We start from the raw sequence: 20658 nt of genomic DNA on the forward strand, positions 1-20658 counted from the left end.
ATGACCCGCGCAACGCTGCTCACCGTGACCACGCCCACCGGGACCACCGAGCCCGGAGACACCGGCTTCACCGTCTCAGACTTCGGTGCGCCGCAGGTGCGCATCACCGACCTCGCCGTAACGCGCGGCGACGGCGTCTTCGAGACGATCGCGGTGATCAAGGGCCACCCGCAGGCGCTCGAGCCGCACCTCGCGCGGCTCGCGCACTCCGCGGCCCTCCTCGACCTGCCCGAGCCCGCGCTCGACGTGTGGCGGCTCGCCGTGCACGAGGGGGTCGCCGACTACCTGAGCCGCAACGGCGTGACGCTCGACGGGGAGGGGGCCGAGCTGTTCGCGAAGCTGATCTACTCGCGGGGCGTGGAGGGCACCGGGCGCCCGAGCGGCTGGATCTTCGTCGACAAGGGCGAGGACTTCACCGCCGACCGGCAGGGCATCCGCGTGGTGTCGCTCGACCGGGGCTACCGGCACGACGTGGCCGAGACCTCCCCGTGGCTGCTCGCGGGCGCCAAGACCCTCTCCTATGCCGTCAACCGGGCGGCCCAGCGGGAGGCGGTGCGCCGCGGAGCGGACGACGTCCTGTTCGTCAGCTCGGACGGCTTCGCGCTCGAGGGCCCCACCTCGAACGTCGTAATCCGGACCGGTGACGTGGTCCGGACCCCTCAGACCGACCAGGGCATCCTCGCCGGAACGACCCAGGCCGACGTCTTTGCCTTCTTCGAGGCGCGCGGACTGACCACCGAGTACGGCCGCATCACCCTCGAGGAGGTGGCGGCCGCCGACGCGATCTGGCTGGTATCGAGCGTCCGCCTCGCCGGCCCGGTGACGTGGCTCGACGGGCGCGACTACCCCGTGGACCACGCGCTCACCGACGAGCTGAACGCCTACCTGCTGGCGCGGACCGACTGAGCCCGGCGGGTCCGTCGCGTCGCGTCCCCGTCCTTCCCTCCCTCCCTCCCGCCTTCCTCCCTCCCCTCGTCCCCGGCGCCCACATTCGTGCCGAATGTGCCTCACGCCGGGCGCGTCCCCCACATTCGGCACGAATCCCGCGCCCCCGAGGCGCCCCGCGTACTTCCCCTCCCGCGTCCCCGGCGCCCACATTCGTGCCGAATGTGCCTCACGGGGCGCGCGTCCCCCACATTCGGCACGAATGCGGGGCCACCCCGTCGTCCCCGGGCTCGAGATTCGTGCCGAATGTGCGTTACGGGGCGCGCGTCGCCTACATTCGGCACGAATCCCGCGCCCCGTGGGCGCCCCGAGGGCGCCGCCGAGGGCGCCGGGATTCGCGGAGGTCGGACCCACCGCTTAGGCTGTACGAACCGCTTCGGCAGGGCCGCCGGGCGGAGTGCCGCGGAGGGAGGGGCGATGACGGAGCACGTGCCACGGAGCATCGAGGTGATGCGCCAGCAGGCGCGCGACGAGCTGGCCGCCATCATCGAGCACCGCTGCCGCGCGGGCGAGGATCCGTGGCAGTTCATCCCGGACCTCCCGAGCGTCGACGAGCAGGTCGTCATCTCGCTGCGGTCCGGTGCCATCGAGCAATTCGACCTCGCCGAGGAGCAGTCGCGCGCGCACCACCCGTCTGCCGGGCGCGAGACGTTCGCCCGGTTCGAGTACGGTGTCCTCCGGCGGATCGCCCTGGAGCACCCCGAACTGAGCGAAGCCGTCTGGGGGATGCTCGACCGCGTCGAGCGCCGCTGAATCCCCCACGCCGCTCAGGCCATCGCGGCCGGGTCCGTGACCGGCAGCCGGCACACGAAGTCGCGGCAGAGGTAGCCCGTCGGGAGGCCGTCCCGCGACGCGCGCCCCTCGAACAGCTCGAACCCGTCCGCCGCGAAGGCCGCGGCCGCGGCATCGTCGACGACCGCCACCAACGGAGCCTCCTCGCGCCGCGCAGCGGCGAGCAGCCCCTGCGGGTCCGGCACATCCGCCTCCACCCCACCGCCGCCCCTCGGCACGACGACCACCAGCTGCACGACCTCCCCTGCCAGCCGCGACATGAGCGTCAGCGATGCCCCGAAAGCACTCGGCGAGTCGAGGGCCGGAGCGGCGACGAGCCGCATCGCCTCCCGGGCCGCCCGCTCGTAGCGCCGCTCCCCCGTCATCAGGTACAGGAGGTGCGACGCGGTCGCCATGGACGACAGCCCGGACGGGTAGGCGCCCTCCGACGGATCCACCCGCACCGCGAGCCCCGTCGCGGTGAGCACGGGGTCCGTTCCTCCGGGCGTCTCGAACGGGCACGCCTCCGCCGTGCGGGCCGCGTCGAGGCAGAGGTCGACGAGGTCGCGGGCCGCCGACGCCGCAGCGGGGTCTCCGTCGGCCGCGGCGAGCTCGAGGAGGCCCCAGGCCAGGCCCCCGTAGTCCTCGAGCGTGGCGCCCGCCTCCGACGCCCGGCCGTCGAGCGACACGCGAAGGAGCGTTCCGTCCTCACGGCGGTGGTGGTCGAGGAGGAAGAGCGCCGCCTCCCGCGCGGCCGCCAGCCAGGCGGGGCGGGCGAGGATCCGCGCCGCCCGCGCGAGGGCCGCGATCGCGAAGCCGTTCCACCCCGTCAGCACCTTGCCGTCGACGGGAGGCGCCTCCAGTCGCGCTCGCTCCGCGACACCGCTCGTGTAGTAGGCGCCCTCGACCCGTGCGCCGTCGATGGTGCTCTCCGAGTCCTGGGCCGAGCCGAAGCCGCCGCCGCGTCGCCGGAGCACCCCGAGGAGGAACCGCACGATCCCGTCGGCGGCCTCTTCGGCCCAGTCGGCGCCGGTCTGCTGCCACGCGGTCGAGTAAGCGTCGAGCAGCAGCGCGTTGTCGTACAGCATCCGCTCGTAGTGCGGCTCGCTCCAGTCGCGCCGCGTGGCGTAGCGGAAGAAGCCGCCGTCGACGGGGTCACGGAGGGGCGATGCGGCCATGCACTGGAGCGTCCGTAACCCGAGCGACCGCCCGCTCGGGCGCGTCAGAAGGAAGCCGAGCACGGGAGCGACGGGGAACTTCGGCGCGGTGCCGAACCCGCCGAACTCCGGGTCCTCCGCCCGCTCCAGGAGGCCGACGGCGGCATCGAGGTCGTGCATCGTCGGCAGATCGGACTGCTCCTGGGCCGCCCGGGAAGCCGCCGCCATCGCCTCGGCGACGGTCCCGGCGTCGCGGTCGACGTCGGTGCGGCGCTCCGTCCAGGCGTCCCAGACGGCGTCGAGCACCTGCCGGAACGACGCCCGGCCGCCCGTCGGCACAGGAGGGAAGTAGGTCCCGGCGAAGAAGGCGCGCCCGCTCGGCGTCGCGAACACGGTGAGCGGCCAGCCGAGGTTCCCGGTGAAGGCGCTCGCGGCGCTCAGGTAGGCCGCGTCGACCTCCGGGTGCTCCTCCCGGTCGACCTTGATCGCGACGAAGCGCGAGTTCAGCTCCGCGGCGAGTTGCGGGTCGCTGAAGCTCTCGCGGGCCATGACGTGGCACCAGTGGCAGGTGGCGTACCCGATCGACACGACGATCGGCACGTCGCGCCGGCGCGCCTCGGCGAAGGCCTCGGCTCCCCACGGGAACCAGTCGACGGGGTTGTCCGCGTGCGCGCGGAGGTACGGGCTGATCGCGTCGGCCAGGCGGTTCGGCATGCGCACACCCTACGACCGGCGCGGTCGCTCCGGCACCGGCCGGGTCTCCGAGCCGGGGCCGTCGGAGGCCGCTGGTAACGTGACGACCTATGGTTTCTCACGCACACACCCCGCTCCTGACCCTGAACAACGGCACGACCATCCCCCAGCTCGGCTTCGGAGTCTTCCGTGTAGACCCCGCCGAGACGACCCGGATCGTGACGGACGCGCTCGAGGTCGGGTACCGCCACATCGACACCGCGGCGATCTACGGCAACGAGGAGGGGGTCGGCCGGGCCCTCGCGGAGTCCGGCATCGCCCGCGACGAGCTGTTCGTCACGACGAAGCTCTGGAACGACCGCCAGACCGACGCGGAGGCGGCGTTCGACGAGTCGCTCGGCAAGCTCGGGCTCGACTACGTCGACCTGTACCTCATCCACTGGCCGACCCCGCAGAAGGACACCTTCGTGCAGGCGTGGCAGTCGCTGGAGAAGATCTACGCCTCCGGCCGCGCCAAGGCGATCGGCGTCTCCAACTTCCTCGTCCCGCACCTCGAGAAGCTGCTCGCGAACACCGACGTGGTGCCCGCCGTCAACCAGATCGAGCTCCATCCGGCGCACCAGCAGCCCGAGGTGACGGCGTTCTCGCGGGAGCACGGCATCGAAATCGAGGCCTGGGGGCCGCTCGGCCAGGGCAAGTACCCGCTCTTCGAGGCACCCGAGGTCGCCGGCCCGGCGGAGGCGCACGGCAAGACCCCGGCGCAGGTCGTGATCCGCTGGCACCTGCAGACCGGCAACATCGTGTTCCCCAAGTCCAACCGTCGCGAGCGGATGGCGGAGAACTTCGACGTCTTCGACTTCGAGCTCACCGCGGACGAGGTGGCCGCCATCACGGCCATGGAGCGCGAGGGCCGCGTCTCGGCGCACCCGGACGAGGTCAACTGAGCGCGGGGGCGCTCTCCCGCGCCCCGCGTTAGGCTCGCGATGTGAGAATCACGACGATCACCGGGAAGATCATCTACATCCTGGGCGGCGAAGCACTGATCCTGGTGCTGAATCTCTTCGTGTTCCAGCAGCTCGTCAACCCGACGATCGACGTGCTCATCGTCTTCCTGCTCAACGTCGCCTACGTGGCCCTCGGCGTCCGGACCTTCCGTGGTGCCGAGGAGAACCGCGACGACCCTCGCGCCTGGTGGCGCGCCACCGCCAAGCCCGCCGCCGGTTTCTGGATCGGCGGCGGCCTGGCGGCCGCGGCCTTCGTGTCGGCGGTCGGCGCGTTCGCCAGCAAGCCCGAGAACGCCTTCATCCCCGCGGTCGCCTTCATCGGCTACGCGGCCCTGGCGGCGTTCTACCTGCACTCGTCGGTGCGCCTCCAGACGATGGACACGGCTCCCTAGCGGACCGTCGCCTCCCGCTCGAACCGGGCCACCAGCTCGCGCTTGAGCACCTTGCCGCTGGGGCCGAGCGGCAGCACCTCCAGGATCTCGACGCGACGCGGGAACTTGTACGCCGCGACGTGCTCCTGGGCGAAGGCGATCAGCTCCTCCCCGCTGGCGTCGAATCCGGGCATCAGCGTGACCGCCGCCATCACCTCCTGGCCGTGCACCTCGTGCGCGACGCCGAACACCGCGACGAGCGCGACGGCCGGGTGGGCGGAGAGCACCTCCTCCACCTCGCGCGGGTACACGTTGTAGCCGTTGCGGAGGATCATGTCCTTCTTGCGATCGACGATCGTGATGTAGTCGTCCTCGCTCTTCGTGCCGAGGTCGCCGGTGCGGAACCAGCCGTCGACGACCGCCTCGGCGTTCGCCTCCGGGAGGTTCAGGTATCCCTTCATGAGGTTGTGACCGCGCACGACGATCTCGCCCAGCTCTCCGCGCGGAAGGAGCTCGATCCGGTCGTCGATCTCCGCATCGGCGATCTCGACGTCCACGCCCCAGATCGGCGTCCCCACCGTCCCGACCCGGGTCGGCATGCCTCGGTGGTTGAAGGTGGCGACGGGCGAGGTCTCCGTGAGGCCGTACCCCTCGTGGACGTCGATGCCGTACACCTCCTTCATCCGCTCGATCACCGCGACCGGGATGGCGGCGCCGCCGCTCATGCCGTAGCGGAGGGGCGGGCGCTCCGGGTTCGACTTGGCCGCCTCGAGGAGCGCGATGTACATGGTCGGCACGCCGGTCATGATCGTGCAGCCGTGCGCGTTGAGGAGCTGGAGAGCCGTCGCGCCGTCGAACTTGGGGACGAGGACGACCGCGGCGCCCGCCCGGAAGCCCATGTTCATGACGCAGGTCTGGCCGAAGGTGTGGAACAGGGGCAGGCACCCCAGGATGCGGTCCTCGGGGCCGATGTCGAGCGTCCCGGCGAGGAGCACGTTGACCTGCTCGATGAGCGAGAAGTGACAGCCCTCGGCGCCCTTCGGCTTGCCCGTCGTGCCGCTGGTGTACAGGATCGTGGCGGTGTCGATCGGGTCGCGCGGCACGTAGGTGGCGACGGGCTCCGCCTCCCGGGCGAGATCCTCGAGCCGCCGGAACGGCAGCTGGCCGAGCGCCTCATCGGGCACGAGCACCGAGAGGGTCTCGACCCCGGCGAGCGCCGCTCCCTTGGCGCCCTCGCCGAGCAGCGGGGCCGCGCAGATCAGAACCTTCGCCCCGGAGTCGCGGAGCACGTACTCGATCTCCTCCGCCTTGAGCAGGGCGTGGATCGGAACGACGACGGCGCCGAGCGCGAGCGTGGCGTAGTACGTGCGCGGGAAATCGGGCACGTTGGGGATGAGCAGGGCGACGCGGTCTCCCTCGCCGACGCCGAGATCGCGGAGGGCTCCCGCGTAGCGCCGGGTCTCCTCCCAGAGGGTGCCGTAGCGGATCTCGGCGCCGCCGAAGATCAGTGCGACATTGTCCGGCATGCGGTGGGCGGTCTCCGCGAGGATGCTCGCGACCGACATGGTGGCGAAGCCGTGGTGGTCACCGGCGTTCATAGGGGCTCCTTCGTCATCGTCGACTGGACCCGATCGGGTTGAGGGAAAGGTACGTCACCGCGGGCCGGACCGCCAGTCCCCCAAACCCGGGCACGGCGGGCGGAGGACCGGTAGACTGGAGGGCTCATGTCGACGCCCACGACCCTCCCCCGCATCTCGTTCCCGCCGGAGCTGCCCGTCAGCCGCAAACGGGACGAGATCGCCGCCGCGATCCGCGACAACCAGGTCGTCATCGTCGCGGGCGCGACCGGGTCGGGCAAGACGACCCAGCTGCCGAAGATCGCCCTCGAGCTCGGGCGCGAGAACATCGGTCACACCCAGCCGAGGCGTCTCGCCGCGCGGACCATCGCCGAGCGGATCGCGGAGGAGCTCGGGCAGGAGGTCGGCGAGCTCGTCGGGTACCAGGTGCGCTTCACCGACCGGGTGTCCGCCTCCACCCGGATCAAGCTCATGACCGACGGCATCCTGCTCAACGAACTGCGACGCGACCGGATGCTGCGGCGCTACGACACGATCATCATCGACGAGGCGCACGAGCGCAGCCTCAACATCGACTTCCTCCTCGGCTACCTGAGGCAGCTCCTCCCCAAGCGGCCCGACCTGAAGCTCATCATCACCTCGGCGACCATCGACCCGGAGAGCTTCGCCGCGCACTTCGCCGATGCCGACGGCAAGCCGGCCCCGATCGTGGAGGTGTCCGGACGCACCTACCCGGTCGAGCTCCGCTACCGGCCGCTCGTCGCAGAACAGCTCGACGACGAGGACGACGACCCGGACCCGTTGCCCGCGGTCGACCGCGACTACCTCCAGGGCATCAACGACGCCCTCGACGAGCTGGCCCGGGAGGCGCCGGGCGACGTCCTCGTCTTCCTCTCCGGCGAGAACGAGATCCGCGACGCGGCCGACGCGATCCGAGGGCGGAATCTGCCCGGCACAGAGGTCCTTCCGCTGTACGGGAGGCTGTCCTCGGCCGAGCAGCACCGCGTGTTCCAGCCCTCCGCGATGCCCGGTGTGCGGCGGCGGGTCGTCCTGGCGACGAACGTCGCCGAGACGAGCCTCACCGTGCCCGGCATCAAGTACGTCATCGACGCCGGGACGGCGCGGATCAGCCGCTACAGCACGCGCGCCAAGGTGCAGCGCCTCCCGATCGAGGCGATCTCGCAGGCGAGCGCGAACCAGCGCTCGGGCCGGTCGGGCCGGACCAGCGACGGCATCGCCATCCGGCTGTACTCGGAGGAGGACTTCGAGAAGCGTCCGGAGTTCACCGAGCCGGAGATCCTGCGGACCAACCTGGCGGCCGTCATCCTGCAGATGATCTCGCTCGGGCTCGGCGACATCGCGGCGTTCCCGTTCCTCACCCCGCCCGACTCGCGCGGCATCAAGGACGGCCTCGACCTGCTGGCGGAACTCGGCGCGATCCGCCGCGGCGACGACGGCGCGAACGAGCTCACCAAGGTCGGCAAGGCGCTCGCGCAGCTGCCCATCGACCCGCGGTTCGCCCGGATGGTCGTCGAGTCGAAGCGGCACGACGTTTCGCGCGAGGTCATGGCGATCGTCGCCGGGCTGACCATCCAGGACCCGCGCGAGCGCCCCGTCGAGCGGCGCGGGAGCGCGGACGAGCAGCACGCCCGGTTCGTCGACCCGACCAGCGACTTCCTGACCCTCCTCAACCTCTGGAACTATCTGGAGGAGAAGCAGAAGGAGCTCTCCTCCAGCGCCTTCCGCCGGCTGTGCAAGGCGGAGTACCTGAACTTCCTGCGGGTCCGCGAGTGGCAGGACGTCTACCGCCAGCTGCGTCAGCTCGCGAAGCCGCTGGGCCTCACGATGGGCGATCCCCGCGTGAATCCGGACGGGATCCATCGCTCGCTCCTCGCGGGCCTCCTGTCGCACATCGGTCTCAAAGACGTCCGCGAGACGGGCTCGGGCTCTCGCGGCGCCGGCCGGGGAGGCGTCCGCGGCCCGCGCCAGGCCGAGTACCTCGGCGCTCGCCAGACGCGTTTCGTGATCTTCCCAGGCTCGGCGCTCGCCAAGAAGCAGCCGAACGCCCTGATGAGCGCCGAGCTCGTCGAGACCTCGCGCCTGTTCGCGCGCATGAACGCGGCGATCGATCCCGCCTGGGCCGAGCAGATCGCCGGCGATCTGTGCAAACGGCAGTACAGCGAGCCCCACTGGGAGAAGAGCCAGGGCGCCGTCGTCGCGTACGAGCGCGTCACGCTGTTCGGTGTGCCGATCATCCCGCGGCGCCGGGTCCAGTACGCCCGGATCGACGCCGAGCTGTCGCGCGAACTCTTCATCCGGCACGCGCTCGTCGACGGCGAGTGGGACTCCCACCAGGCCTTCGACCGGGCCAACCGGAAGCTCCGCGACGAGCTCCGCGAACTGGAGGAGCGCACCCGGAGGCGCGACATCCTCAGCGACGACGAGGCCGTCTTCGAGTTCTACGACCGCCGCATCCCCGCCGACGTCGTCTCGACGCGCTCCTTCGAGGGTTGGTGGCGCAAGGCGCGCGCCGAGACCCCCGACCTCCTGACGATGACGGCCGAGGCGCTGCTCGATGACGACGCCGCCGAGATCGACGAGGAGGCGTTCCCTCCCGTCTGGCGCCAGGGCGACCAGCGGCTGACCCTCCGCTACCGGTTCGAGCCGGGAGCCGAGGACGACGGCGTGACGGTCCAGGTGCCCCTGCCGCTGCTCGCCGGGCTGGTCCCGGACGGCTTCGACTGGCAGGTCCCCGGCCTCCGGCACGAGCTCGTCACCGCGATGATCAAGTCGCTGCCCAAGGCGATCCGACGGCAGGTGGTGCCGGCGGCCGACTGGGCGCAGCGCCTCCTGACCGAGCTCTCGGGCGCAGAAGGGATGCGGGCCCACGCCGGCGGCCGTCCCGCCGCGTCGCTCGCCGATACGCTCGCGGCGACGATCTCGCGGCTCACGGGTTCGCGCGTCAGCGGCTCCGACTTCGATCTCGACCGCCTGCCGGCGCACCTCCGCCCGACCTTCCAGGTCGTCGGCGAGCGGGGGCGGCCGATGGCGAGCGGCAAGGAGCTGCGCGCCCTGCAGGACAGGTTGCGCTCCCGGGCGCGCGACTCCGTGGCGCGCGTGGCTGAGTCGCGCACCCCGAACGCGATCGAGCGCTCGGGGCTGACCACGTGGGATCTCGACGAGCTCCCGCGCTTCGTCGACTCGACGCACACCGGTCCGGGAGGCACGACCAACACGATCCGGGCCTACCCGGCGCTCGTCGACGACGGCACGAGCGTCAGCATCAGGCTGCTCGGAACGCCCGAGGAGCAGGCGCGGGCCATCCCGGGAGGCGTGCGCCGCCTCCTCCTGCTGAGCGTCCCCTCCCCCGTGGCGTACGTGCAGCAGCACCTGACGGCGAACGAGAAGCTGACGCTCGCGGCGAGCCCCTACCCCAACACGAAAGCGCTCTTCGACGACTGCCTGCTCGCCGTCGTCGACTCGGTGCTCTACCGGATGAAGCCCGACGGTGTGCTCTTCACGCGCGCCGAGTTCGAGGCGGTGCGCGACCGGGTGTCCGGCATCGTGATGGACTCGCTTTTCGACACGGTAGCCCTCGTCACACGGACGCTGACGGCGGCCCGGGCGGCCGAGAAGGCGATCTCCGGCGTGACCGCGCTCACGTACCTCCCGGCGCTGAACGACGCGAAAGGCCAGATCGCGGGGCTCGTGTACCCGGGGTTCGTGTCGGCGACCGGGCTCGAACAGCTCCGGCACCTCCCCCGGTACCTGAGCGGGATCACGCAGCGCATGCAGGCCCTCCCGACGAACCCCGGGAGGGACCGGGCCTGGCAGACGCAGGTCGAGACGGCGACGGCGCTCTACACCGACGCGGGAGGCCGCATCCCCCTTGCCCGCGACGCTTCGCCCGCGCTCGTGCACGCGCGGTGGATGCTGGAGGAGTTCCGCGTCTCGCTGTTCGCCCAGTCGCTCGGAACCGCCGAGACGGTCTCGCTGCAGCGCATCCGCAAGGTGCTCGGCGGCTGACGGCCTCGCTCCGCTCGGCGGCTGACGGCCTCGCTCCGCTCGGCGCCGCGGCTCAGACGCCGAGGTGGAAGCCGCCGTTCGAGTGGAGGAGCTGCCCGTTCACCCAGCCGCCGCTCGGCGACAGGAGGAACGCGACCAGGTCCGCCGTGTCCTGCGGCCGGCCGAGGCGCCCGAGCGCGGTCTCCGCGGCGAGCGCCTCGGCGAGGTCCGGCGTCATCCAGCCCGCGTCGATCGGCCCCGGGTTGACGAGGTTCGCCGTGATCCCGAGGTGGCCGAGCTCCACCGCGGCCGCCGTCACGATCCGGTCGAGCGCTCCCTTGCTGGCGCCGTAAGGGAGGTTGTGAGCCGTGTGATCGCTCGTCAGCGCCACGATGCGCCCGCAGCCGAAGCCGTCCGCGTACTGCTCGGCGAACGCCTTCACCAGCAGCCACGTGCCGCGAGTGTTGACCGCGAAGTGCCGGTCGAACGCCTCAACCGACGTGTCGAGCAGCCCGCTGTCTACCGAGTGCGCGTGACTCGCGACGACGGCTCTCACGGGGCCCAGTTCGGCGTTGACCCGTGCGAACGCCTCCTCGGGGGACGAAGGGTCGGCCAAGTCGAGCGAGACCGGCAGCGCTCGCGAACCGAAGCCGCGCACCTCGTCCGTCAGTCGATCGTGGGAGGCGCGGTCGGCTCCCCAGGGCATCTCGGCGTCGTAGCCGTCCCAGTACCCGAACGCGACGTCCCATCCGAGCGACGCCTGGTTCCGTACGATCGCGGCGCCGATCGAGTTCGGCCGGCTCGCTCCCGTGACGAAGACGACGGGTCGGGAGGAGCGGGCGCCGGTGTCCATCCGACGATTCTGCCAGAGGCGCTCCCGACGCGACGCGGCGCCGCCCGCCCCGGCCGCTCAGACCGGGCCGGGCGACGCCGCCCGCAGAAATCCGCTCAGAGCACCTTCGACAGGAACGCCTGCGTCCGCCGGTGCTGGGGGTTCGCCAGCACCTCGCGGGGATCGCCGGCCTCCACCACGACGCCGCCGTCCATGAAGACCAGCTCGTCGGCGACCTCGCGCGCGAAGCCCATCTCGTGCGTCACGACGATCATCGTCATGCCGCTCGCGGCGAGCCCCTTCATGACGTCGAGCACCTCGCCGACGAGTTCGGGGTCGAGCGCGGAGGTCGGCTCGTCGAACAGCATCAGCTTCGGGTCCATCGCGAGCGCGCGGGCGATCGCCACGCGCTGCTGCTGACCGCCGGAGAGCTGCGACGGGTAGTGGTCGGCCTTCTCCGCCAGCCCGACCCGCGCGAGAAGCTCCTTCGCCCGCTCGACGGCCCGCGCCTTCGGCAGGCCCTTCACCCGGATGGGCGCCTCGATGATGTTCTCGAGCGCGGTCATGTGCGGGAACAGGTTGAAGCGCTGGAAGACCATGCCGATCTCCTGCCGCTGCCGCGCCGCCTCCTTCGGCTTCAGCTCGTACAGCTTGTCGCCGTGCTGGCGGTACCCGACGACCTGACCGTCGACGGACAGCCGCCCGGCGTCGACCCGCTCCAGGTGGTTGATGCACCGGAGGAACGTCGACTTGCCCGATCCGCTCGGGCCGATGATGCACAGCACCTCGCCCGGGTTCACCTTGAGGTCGATGCTGCGGAGCACCTGGTTGGAGCCGAAGCTCTTGGAGACGCCCTCGGCCTTCACCATCGGGGTCACGGTCGTGTCGGTCATCCCTTGCCTCCCAGGTCGTTGCCGTCGGGTGCGCCCGCCGCCGGGAGGGCCCCGGTCGCCAGCGCGGGTTCGTTGCGGTCCGGGCGGCGTGCGTTGACACCGCGCGAGAACCGCTTCTCGAGGTAGTACTGGCCGATCATCAGGAGGGACGTGAACAGCAGGTACCAGAGGGACGCGACGATGAGCAGCGGGATGGGCGTGTAGGTGACCGCGGAGATGTCGCGCGCGACGCCGTAGAGGTCGGTGGTGAGCGGGATGGCTGCGACGAGCGAGGTCGTCTTCAGCATCGAGATCACCTCGTTGCCGGTCGGCGGGATGATCACGCGCATGGCCTGCGGGATGACGATCCGCGTCATGGTCTGCCACCAGGACATGCCGAGCGCGGTCGCAGCCTCCTCCTGGCCCTCGTCGACCGAGAGCAGGCCGGCTCGCACGATCTCGGCCATGTACGCGGCCTCGTTGAGCGCCAGTCCGACGATCGCGATGATGAAGGCGTTCTGCATGAACGCCAGGTCGAAGTGGGTGCCGATCTGCGTGAACGGGACGCCGAGGAACAGGCTGGGGTAGATCAGCGAGAACAGGCCCCAGAACACGAGCTGGACGTAGACCGGGGTGCCGCGGAAGATCCACAGGTACAGCCACGCGACCGATTTGACGACCGGGTTCGGCGACAGGCGCATGACGGCCAGGACCAGCCCGAGGACGATGCCGATGACCATCGAGTAGACGGTCAGCTGGAGGGTGACGAGTGCAGCGGCACTGATGCGCTTGTCGAAGACGTACTTGCCGACGTACTGCCAGCCATAGGCGCTGCGCTGGGAGGCGTCGATCACGAACCAGATGAGCAGCAGGATCAGCACGGCGGCGAAGACGATCCGCCACGGGTGCCGGAGCTTGACGGCCTTGATCGGTTCGGAGGTGGTGCGGGCGCCCGCCGGCGACGGGACGGATCCCGTCGCCGGCTGGGCCGGATTGCCCTGGGTCATGCGTGTCAGCCCTTCGAGGCGGCGTTGACCTCGGCGGTCGTGGCGGCGCCGTCGGCGACGCCCCACTTGTCGAGGATCTTCTTGTACGTGCCGTCGTCGATGAGGGCCTGCACGGCCTTCTGGAGGACCGGCGTCAGCTTCGACCCCTTCGCGACCGGGAGGCCGTAGGGCGCCTGGTCGAAGGTCTTTCCGGCGGCCTGGATCTTGCCGCTCGACTTCGAGATCGCGTACAGGGTGACGGGCGAGTCGGCGCTGAGCGCGTCGGCCTTGCCGAGGATGACCGCGTTGGTCGCGTCATCCTGGTTGTCGTAGCGGAGCGCCTGGATGGCGGGCTTGCCGGCGTCGGTGCACTTCTTGGACTTGGCGGGCACCTCGTCGGTGTCCTCGTAGGTGGTCGACTGGACGGCGACCTTCAGACCGCAGGCGTTGTCGGGGTCGACGGTCTTGCCCTTGGCGGACGCCCAGAGGATTCCGGCCGAGTAGTAGTTGACGAAGTCGACCTGCTTCTCGCGGTCGGTGGTGTCGGTGAACGACGACATGCCGTAGTCGTCCTTGCCGCCGCTGATGCTCGGGATGATGTTGTCGAACTTGGCGATCGCGAACTTCGTCTTCACCCCGAGCTTCGCGCCGATGGCGTTCGCCAGGTCGACCTCCCAGCCGACCGGGTTGCCGTTGTCGTCCTTGTACTCGTTCGGCGGGTACGTGTCGTCCATGCCGACGGTGATCGTCCCGGACGACTTGATGTTCTCGGGCAGCTGTGCGGCGAGGCTGTCGTCCTTCTTCACACTGGCGGCCGCGCTCGACGTCGAGCTGCCGGAGGGCGTGGAGTTGTCGACGCAACCGGTGAGCGCGAGCGCTGCCACGGCGGCGAAGGCGGCCACGGGGGCCACGATTCGGGTGCGCATAGGTCGTTGTCCTTCTTCCAAGGTGCAAGGTGTGCAGGTTATGCAGGGGTAAGGGGAGGATACCTCAGCGGATGCTGACGTCCTCAACACTAATTTGCGCGTGCTACGCCTCTTTTCCTGCACGTTTCGGGGACATTTCGCGGTTCTTTGCGCGGAATCCGTTGTGAACGCCCCGTTCGGGCACCGGATGCGCGCCCGGTGCCGCTCGCGTTAGGGTCGAGGCCGTGACAGAAACGAGACCCGGGATCGCGTCGACTGCGCGTGTCGTCGTCACCCGGCCCGACGACCCCCTCGCCGCTCCCCTCGTGGAGGAGCTGTCGCGCGAGTACGACGAGCGCTACGGACTCAACGACGGCATCCCCTCCTCGGCCGAGCTCTCGCGCTACCCCGCCGAGGTGTTCACGGCCGAGCGCGGAGGGACGTTCCTCCTTCTCGTCGACGATTCCGGGGCACCGGTGGCGGGAGGGGCGTTCATGCGCGAGGACGACGAGACGGTCGAGGTGAAGCGCGTCTGGACGCACTCCTCCTACCGCCGTCTCGGCCTGGCGCGCCGCGTCATGAGCGAGCTCGAGGCCGAGGCCGCGCGCCGCGGTGTGCGCACCGTCGTGCTGACGACGGGGGCGCGCCAGCCGGAGGCGGTCGCGCTCTACCTCTCGCTCGGTTACGAACCCCAGTTCGACCTCGACGGCGACTGGGAGGCGGTGTCGTACCTCAGCTTCCGCAAGCAGCTCGCTGACTGAGGCGTCGCCGGCGGCTGTCCGACGCCGCGCGACCCGTCAGGCGCCCAGCAGCCGCACCGACGAGCGGACGAGCGCGTCAGCATCGGCCCCGTTGCCGATCTCCGCGGCCAGCGCCGAATACACGGAGGCTGTTCCGGCCCCGGTCGGCGCTACACCGACGACTCCGAGCAGGTCCGCGGCGTGCAGCGCCTCGATGGCGAGCACGTCGCCCGCCAGGCTGAGCGAACGGGCCAGGAGGCGCAGCGCGAGCGGCGCGAACGACGAGTGGTCCTCCACGCCGGACAGCGTCGTGGAGGCGAGCGTCGCAGGCGCCGCGAGCTGACGCACCTCCGCCGCCGAGTCCGCCGCCGCATAGAGCAGGAGGCCCGGGACGCGTGTGCGTCCCTCCCTCCGGGCCGGCGCGAGCAGGAGAGACAGAGCGGCCGACCGGCGCTCGGAGGCGGCCACGACATGAGCGATCGCAAGCCGGAGGTTCTCTATGGCTAGCGCGAGCGGCAGCGCCTGGAAATTGCCGCCCGAGATCATCCGGCCGGACTCGACGTCGACGAGTGGGTTCTCACTGCGAGCAGCGAGCTCGCGATCGAGCTCGAAACGCAACCGGGCGACCGACTCGCGCAGGGCGCCATGCAGTTGCGGGGCTGTCCGGAAGCTGAGCGGGTCCTGCACCGAGAACACCCGGCCCGGCTCGAGAAGCGCGCTCTGCTCGAGCGCCGCGCGGATGGCCGCAGCCGAGTCGCGGGCTCCGGACCCGGCCCCCGCGTCCAGCACCGTTCCGCCGTACGGGCCCGGGTTTCCGGAGGAACCGGTCGCGCCGAGCGCCTCCAGCGACAGAGCCACGGCACGGTCCGCGGCGTCGGTCAGCAGCTCGGCTTCGCGCAGGGCGAGGCTGCCGACGCCGAGGCTGTACGCGTTGGAGCTGAGCGCGGCGAGCGCCTCGTGCGGGGCCAGCACGACGGGTGCCAAGCCGGCTTCCTGAAGCGCAGCGAGCGCGGGCACGCTGGCATCCTCGTCACGCGAACCGTGCCGGGCCAGCGCCACTCCGGTCCCGGTGACGAGCGCCGCCACCTCTGCCAGCGCCGTGAGGTCGGCCGCTCCGACCGAACCGCGCGAGCGGATCACCGGGACGACGTCGGCATTCAGGAGGGCGGCATAAGCGTCCGCCAGCTCGACGCGCACTCCAGCGCCGCCGCGGGCGAATCCCGCGAGCCGTGCAGCGATCACGGCCCGCGCCTCCCGCCGGGACAGCACCTCTCCGATGCCGCCCCGATGGTTGGCGATCGTGCGGGTCTGGAAGGCGTGGAACTCCTCCGGGTCGACGGCGTCGTCCCGTCCCGCTCCGAGCCTCCGGTTGAGCCCGTAGACCGGCTCGCCGGTGGCGATGGCCCGCTCGACCACGGCTCGGGAGGCGTCGATCACGGCTCGCGCGCCGTCGCCGAGTTCAACGGCGGCGCCGTCCGCGACCGCGGCGATGTCGGCGGCCGTCAGCGGCTGCGTCCCGAGCCGGACGGTCATCAGAAGTCCGCGAGGTTGCGGCGGAGGCCCCCGTCGCCCAGTTCCTCGCGGATCAGTCCGCGCCGGCGCAGCGCGGGGACGAGCGGGTCGAGCGTCCGGTGCACGTTCGCGGGGTGCACCTGCCCGGTGAAGAGGAACCCGTCGCCTCCCACCGCCTCCCCCAGCTCGCCGAGGTGGTCGGCGATCTCGTCGGCTGTTCCGATGATGGCGAGGTCCTTCTTGGCGCGGGCCTGCAGGATCTCTCGCAGGGTCGAGCCCTCCGGTGCGGAGCGCACGAAGTTGTCGAGCGTGCCGCGGTTGCTGTTGGTGGTGATCTCGGGGAGGGGCGCCTCCAGGTCGAAGGCCTTGAAGTCGACGCCGGTCAGGTACGAGATCGACTGCAGCTGCTCGTCGATGGCCGCCTGTGTGAGGGTCGCGCGCGCCTCCCGGACGCTCTCGGTCTCGGCGCGGTTGGCGGTGACGATCGGCTGCACGACGAAGAGGACCTTGATGTCGTCGGGGCGCCGGCCGTTCTCCGCGGCCACGTCGCGGATGCTGTCGCGGTACTCCTTCATCCGCTCCGGCGTGGAGGCGAGCGCGAGCACGACGTCGGAGTTCTTGCCAGCGAAATCCCGGCCGCGGCCGGACGCACCGGCCTGCACCATCACCGGCTCCTCAGGCGCCGGAGCCGTGTTGAGAGGCCCGCGCACCTTGAAGAAGCGTCCGTCGTGGTCGATGGTGTGCACTTTGCGGAAGTCCGCGAAGACGCCGTTCGCGGCGTCCTCGACGATCGCGTCGGGCTCCCAACTGCGCCAGAGTGCCCGGACGACGTCGACCCACTCGTCGGCGCGGTCGTAGCGCAGGTCGTGCTCGACCTGCTTGTCGAGGCCGTAGTTCTGCGCAGCGAGGTCGGAGCCGCTCGTCACCACGTTGAAGCCGAGCCGGCCGTGCGCGAAGTGCTGCAGCGTGCTGAGGAGGCGCGCCGCGGTGAACGGCTCGTAGAAGCTGGCGCTGAGCGTCGGAACGATGCCGATCCGGCTCGTGGCGCCGAGAAGGTACGGCACGAGCGGGAGGGGATCGTGCTTCGGCACGAACCGCGCCGCCGCGAGGTTCACCTCGGCGGTGCCGCCGTACGTGTCGGGCACGGCGACGCCGTCCTCGATGATGAACAGGTCGAGCCCGGCGCCCTCGAAGACGCGGGCCGCATCCTGGTAGACCTGCGGCTGCTTCCAGTCGTAGCCGATGCCGTAGGTCGGGTCTCCCCAGCCCTGCACGCCGAAGCCTGCGCCGAGGAACCAGCCGAAGTGGAGGAGTGCCATGTCGCCTTCCGTTGTCAGTCCCCGAGCCCGGCGGCGTCGAGCCAGACCGGGTCGAAGGCCTTGGTGAGATAGTTGATGCCGCCGTCGGGGGCGATCGCCACGACGGTCGAGCCGGCAGGCGCCTCCGACGCTACCCGCAACGCCGTCGCGACGGCGAGCCCGGAGGACGGCCCGAGGAGGAGCGCCTCCTCCGCCGCGAGCCGCCGCACCGTCCGGTAGACCTCGCGGTCGTCGATGGTGCGGATCTCGTCGACCGCCGCCGGGTCGAACGTCTGGGGCCAGAAGTCGCGCGGCCACGCCGTGCCGACGCCGTCGACCAGGATGCGGCCCGGCAGGTCGCCGCCGTAGGTCGATCCCTGCGGGTTCGCGCCGATGACCCGGACGGCCCCGGCCGAGGCCTCGCGCAGGTAGCGGCCGGTTCCGCTGACCGTCCCTCCCGTGCCGATGGAGGCGACGAAGTGGGTGACCGCACCGCCGGTCTGGCGCCAGATCTCCGGGCCGGTCCCGCGGTAGTGCGCCTCCGGGTTCGCACGGTTGGCGAACTGCGTGGGGCGCCACGAACCCGGGATATCGGCGGCGATCGCGTCGGCCAGGGCACGCGGGTTCGCGGCATCGTCGGGGCCGGCGTCCCAGTCGGCCTCGACCAGGCGGGCGCCGTACGCGAGGAGGACCTTCCGCTTCTCGTCAGAGATGTCGGCGGCGTGGACGATGACGACGGGGTGGCCGGTGAGCCGTCCGATGAGGGCGAGACCGATGCCGGTGTTGCCGCTCGTCGCCTCCACGATCGTCGCCCCGGGCGCCAGGTCGCCGGCGGCCTCGGCGGAGCGGATCATGTTGAGCGCGATCCTGTCCTTGGAGGAGCCGCCCGGGTTCCGGTTCTCGAGCTTCACGAGCACCCGGGAGGGCAGGCCGTCGCTCAGAGACCGGAGCTGGACGAGCGGGGTGTTGCCGATGAGCTCGGCGACCGAGTCGCACACGCCGGCCGCCGGCGCGGTGCCGGGGGTCGGTGGAGGTGGGACGTCGATCATGGTCATGCAGAGACGATAGGCGCACCGGGGCGCGGCCCCTAGTGCGTTGCGGTGTATTACAGGCGAGCCTAGGCGCTTCGGGGGCGGGAGGCGTTACCCGCCTGTCTCCACCGGCCGGGCCGGGTCGTTCGACCAGGCGGAGAAGGATCCGGGGTAGAGCGCGGGTTCCGGGAAGCCGGCCGCCACGAGCGCGAGGACCTCGTGCGCGGCGGTGACGCCGGAGCCGCAGTACACCCCGATGCGGGCCTCGGGGGTGACGCCGAGGTCGGCGAAGCGCGTTGCGAGCGCCTCCGCGGAGAGGTGCCTGCCGTCGGGCGCCAGGTTGGCCGTCGTGGGCGCGCTCACGGCTCCGGGGATGTGGCCGGCGCGCGGGTCGATGGGCTCCACCTCGCCGCGGAAGCGCTCGCCGGCGCGGGCGTCGAGGAGGATCCCGTCGGTCGCGAGCGAGGCGGCCCCGTCGGCGTCGAGGGTCGGGAGCGACCCGTACGCGAGCTCGACCCGTCCCGGCCGCGGGGGCACGGTCTCGCGTTCGAGGGCACCGCCGGCCGCGACCCACGCGGAGAGTCCGCCGTCGAGCACGCGCACGGTGCCGGTGAAGCCGGCGTAGCGCAGCAGCCACCACAGCCGGGCCGCGGAGGTACCGGAGACGTCGTCGTACGCGACGACGTCGTCGCCCGCGTTCAGTCCCCAGCGGCGTGCAGCGGCCTGGAACACGGGGAGCGGGGGAAGCGGGTGACGGCCGTCGGTCGGCGCTCCGTGCCCCGCGAGTTCCGTGTCGAGGTCGACGTAGACGGCGCCCGGGATGTGGCCGCGCGCGAACTCGTCGGGACCGGGAGGGCCGCCGAGCTTCCACCGCACGTCCAGCACGCGCGGGGGTCGCGCGGACCGGACTGCGGTGGCGAGCTCGGCGGCCGAGATGAGCGGCGAGGTCACCGGCCGGTGGACGCCTTGGCGTTCGACTCGTACGAGGTGTTGGTGGACTCGAAGAAGTTCACCAGCTCGAGCGTGTCGTTGGCGGTGGCCATCCACTTGGCGGGGTTCGACACCTTGTACTCGGCCTCGAAGCCGAGCTCCTCGAGGCGCCGGTCGGCCAGGTACTTCACGTACTGGTTGATGTAGTTGGCGTTGAGGCCGAGGATGCCGCCCGGGAGGAGGTCGCGGTTGTACTGCTCCTCCATCTCGACCGCGTCGAGGATCATCTGGCGGATCTCGTTAGCGAACTCGGGCGTCTGGAGGTCGGGGTTCTCCTCGAGCACCGTCAGGATCAGGTTGATACCGAACTTGAGGTGCAGCGACTCGTCGCGCACCACCCAGTCGATCAGCGATCCGAAGTTGCGCAGCAGGTTCCGTTGGCGGAACGACAGCGCCACCATGAAGCCCGAGTAGAACCAGATCCCCTCGAGGATGACGTTGTACGCCACGAGGTTGCGGATGAAGTCCTGCTTGCCCTCGGTCGTGGTGATGTCGAGCGCCTGCTCGGTCATCCGCTTGATGAAGCGGACCTCGAACTCCTCCTTGCGGGCCATCGACGGGATGTCGACGTGGGAGTTGTAGGCCTGCTCGCGGTCGATCGGGAACGTCTCGAGGACGTACTCGAACGACATGCAGTGGTTGGCCTCCTCCCACATCTGCTTCGCGAGGTAGAGGTGCGCCTCGGCCGCGTTGATGTAGGGGTAGACGCCGAACGCCAGAGCCTTGTTGACCAGCAGCTCGTTCGGGTTGAAGTAGCTCATCAGGAAGGTGACCGCGTGACGCTCCTCGTCGGTCATCCGCTTGAAGTCGGCGATGTCCTCCCCGAGCTGGATCTCGTTCGGGAACCACGTGTTCGCGACCGCCTGGTCGTACAGGTCCATCGCCCACTGGTACTTCACGGGCTTGAGCAGCAGGCCCTCTTCGATCCCCGTTCCCAGGATCCCCATGTCTCTCTTCTCCTTCTACTGA

Annotated in this window: 17 protein-coding genes; 6 read left to right on the forward strand and 11 right to left on the reverse strand. The window is 70.9% G+C overall.

What is annotated here, in order from left to right:
- Both FPT20_RS10705 and FPT20_RS10710 read left to right on the forward strand, forming a co-directional pair.
- Positions 1–906, forward strand: a complete 906-nt coding sequence (locus tag FPT20_RS10705; RefSeq protein WP_158865125.1) for an aminodeoxychorismate lyase — start codon at positions 1–3, stop codon at positions 904–906.
- Between the two features lie 456 nt (positions 907–1362).
- Positions 1363–1698 (forward strand): hypothetical protein, encoded by a 336-nt coding sequence (locus tag FPT20_RS10710; protein ID WP_158865127.1) that lies wholly within the window; start codon positions 1363–1365, stop codon positions 1696–1698.
- Between the two features lie 14 nt (positions 1699–1712).
- Here FPT20_RS10710 and FPT20_RS10715 read toward each other — a convergent pair whose 3' ends face one another.
- A complete protein-coding gene (locus FPT20_RS10715) occupies positions 1713–3587 on the reverse strand; it encodes a thioredoxin domain-containing protein (protein ID WP_158865129.1) in 1875 nt (624 codons plus the stop codon).
- A gap of 89 nt (positions 3588–3676) precedes the next feature.
- On the opposite strand from FPT20_RS10715, the gene FPT20_RS10720 reads away from it, so the two are divergent.
- Complete coding sequence (locus FPT20_RS10720) at positions 3677–4510, forward strand: aldo/keto reductase (RefSeq protein WP_158865131.1); 834 nt, start codon at positions 3677–3679, stop codon at positions 4508–4510.
- A gap of 41 nt (positions 4511–4551) precedes the next feature.
- The gene (locus tag FPT20_RS10725; protein WP_158865133.1) at positions 4552–4962 is read left to right on the forward strand and encodes a hypothetical protein; all 411 of its coding nucleotides are present in this window, start codon (positions 4552–4554) and stop codon (positions 4960–4962) included.
- Here the strand turns inward: FPT20_RS10725 and FPT20_RS10730 are convergent.
- Positions 4959–6539 carry a long-chain-fatty-acid--CoA ligase gene (locus tag FPT20_RS10730; RefSeq protein ID WP_158865135.1) on the reverse strand — a complete coding sequence of 527 codons (1581 nt, stop codon included), beginning with the start codon at positions 6537–6539 and terminating at the stop codon, positions 4959–4961. The two genes, FPT20_RS10725 and FPT20_RS10730, sit on opposite strands and share 4 nt — an antisense overlap.
- A gap of 126 nt (positions 6540–6665) precedes the next feature.
- On the opposite strand from FPT20_RS10730, the gene hrpA reads away from it, so the two are divergent.
- A complete protein-coding gene (hrpA, locus tag FPT20_RS10735; protein ID WP_158865137.1) occupies positions 6666–10544 on the forward strand; it encodes an ATP-dependent RNA helicase HrpA in 3879 nt (1292 codons plus the stop codon).
- A 52-nt stretch (positions 10545–10596) separates the two neighbouring features.
- Here the strand turns inward: hrpA and FPT20_RS10740 are convergent, their stop codons facing one another.
- The 4 genes from FPT20_RS10740 to FPT20_RS10755 form a co-directional block, all read right to left on the reverse strand.
- Positions 10597–11376, reverse strand: coding sequence for an SDR family oxidoreductase (locus FPT20_RS10740; RefSeq protein WP_158865139.1), 780 nt, complete (start codon positions 11374–11376; stop codon positions 10597–10599).
- A 95-nt stretch (positions 11377–11471) separates the two neighbouring features.
- Complete coding sequence (locus FPT20_RS10745; protein WP_325064787.1) at positions 11472–12248, reverse strand: amino acid ABC transporter ATP-binding protein; 777 nt, start codon at positions 12246–12248, stop codon at positions 11472–11474.
- Entirely contained in the window at positions 12245–13234 is a 990-nt protein-coding gene (locus FPT20_RS10750) for an amino acid ABC transporter permease (protein ID WP_158865141.1), read from the reverse strand. Before FPT20_RS10750 ends, FPT20_RS10745 begins: the two co-directional genes overlap by 4 nt.
- A gap of 5 nt (positions 13235–13239) precedes the next feature.
- On the reverse strand, positions 13240–14139 hold the full coding sequence (locus FPT20_RS10755; protein ID WP_233265475.1) for an ABC transporter substrate-binding protein: 900 nt from the start codon (positions 14137–14139) through the stop codon (positions 13240–13242).
- Between the two features lie 224 nt (positions 14140–14363).
- Between FPT20_RS10755 and FPT20_RS10760 the strand changes: the two genes are divergently transcribed.
- On the forward strand, positions 14364–14879 hold the full coding sequence (locus tag FPT20_RS10760; protein WP_233265476.1) for a GNAT family N-acetyltransferase: 516 nt from the start codon (positions 14364–14366) through the stop codon (positions 14877–14879).
- Between the two features lie 36 nt (positions 14880–14915).
- Here FPT20_RS10760 and FPT20_RS10765 read toward each other — a convergent pair whose 3' ends face one another.
- From FPT20_RS10765 to FPT20_RS10785, 5 genes are all read right to left on the reverse strand, one after another.
- Entirely contained in the window at positions 14916–16391 is a 1476-nt protein-coding gene (locus tag FPT20_RS10765) for an aromatic amino acid lyase (protein ID WP_158865143.1), read from the reverse strand.
- Positions 16391–17689: an NtaA/DmoA family FMN-dependent monooxygenase gene (locus tag FPT20_RS10770; protein ID WP_158865145.1), complete on the reverse strand. Its 1299-nt coding sequence runs from the start codon at positions 17687–17689 to the stop codon at positions 16391–16393. Before FPT20_RS10770 ends, FPT20_RS10765 begins: the two co-directional genes overlap by 1 nt.
- A 14-nt stretch (positions 17690–17703) precedes the next feature.
- Positions 17704–18723, reverse strand: a complete 1020-nt coding sequence (locus tag FPT20_RS10775) for a PLP-dependent cysteine synthase family protein (protein WP_158865147.1) — start codon at positions 18721–18723, stop codon at positions 17704–17706.
- 87 nt (positions 18724–18810) lie between these two features.
- Positions 18811–19650, reverse strand: coding sequence for a sulfurtransferase (locus FPT20_RS10780; RefSeq protein WP_158865149.1), 840 nt, complete (start codon positions 19648–19650; stop codon positions 18811–18813).
- Positions 19647–20636, reverse strand: a complete 990-nt coding sequence (locus FPT20_RS10785) for a ribonucleotide-diphosphate reductase subunit beta (protein WP_158865151.1) — start codon at positions 20634–20636, stop codon at positions 19647–19649. Before FPT20_RS10785 ends, FPT20_RS10780 begins: the two co-directional genes overlap by 4 nt.
- Positions 20637–20658: the final 22 nt, after the last annotated feature.

The organism is Leifsonia sp. AG29 (assembly GCF_009765225.1).
Taxonomy (GTDB): Bacteria; Actinomycetota; Actinomycetes; order Actinomycetales; family Microbacteriaceae; genus Leifsonia.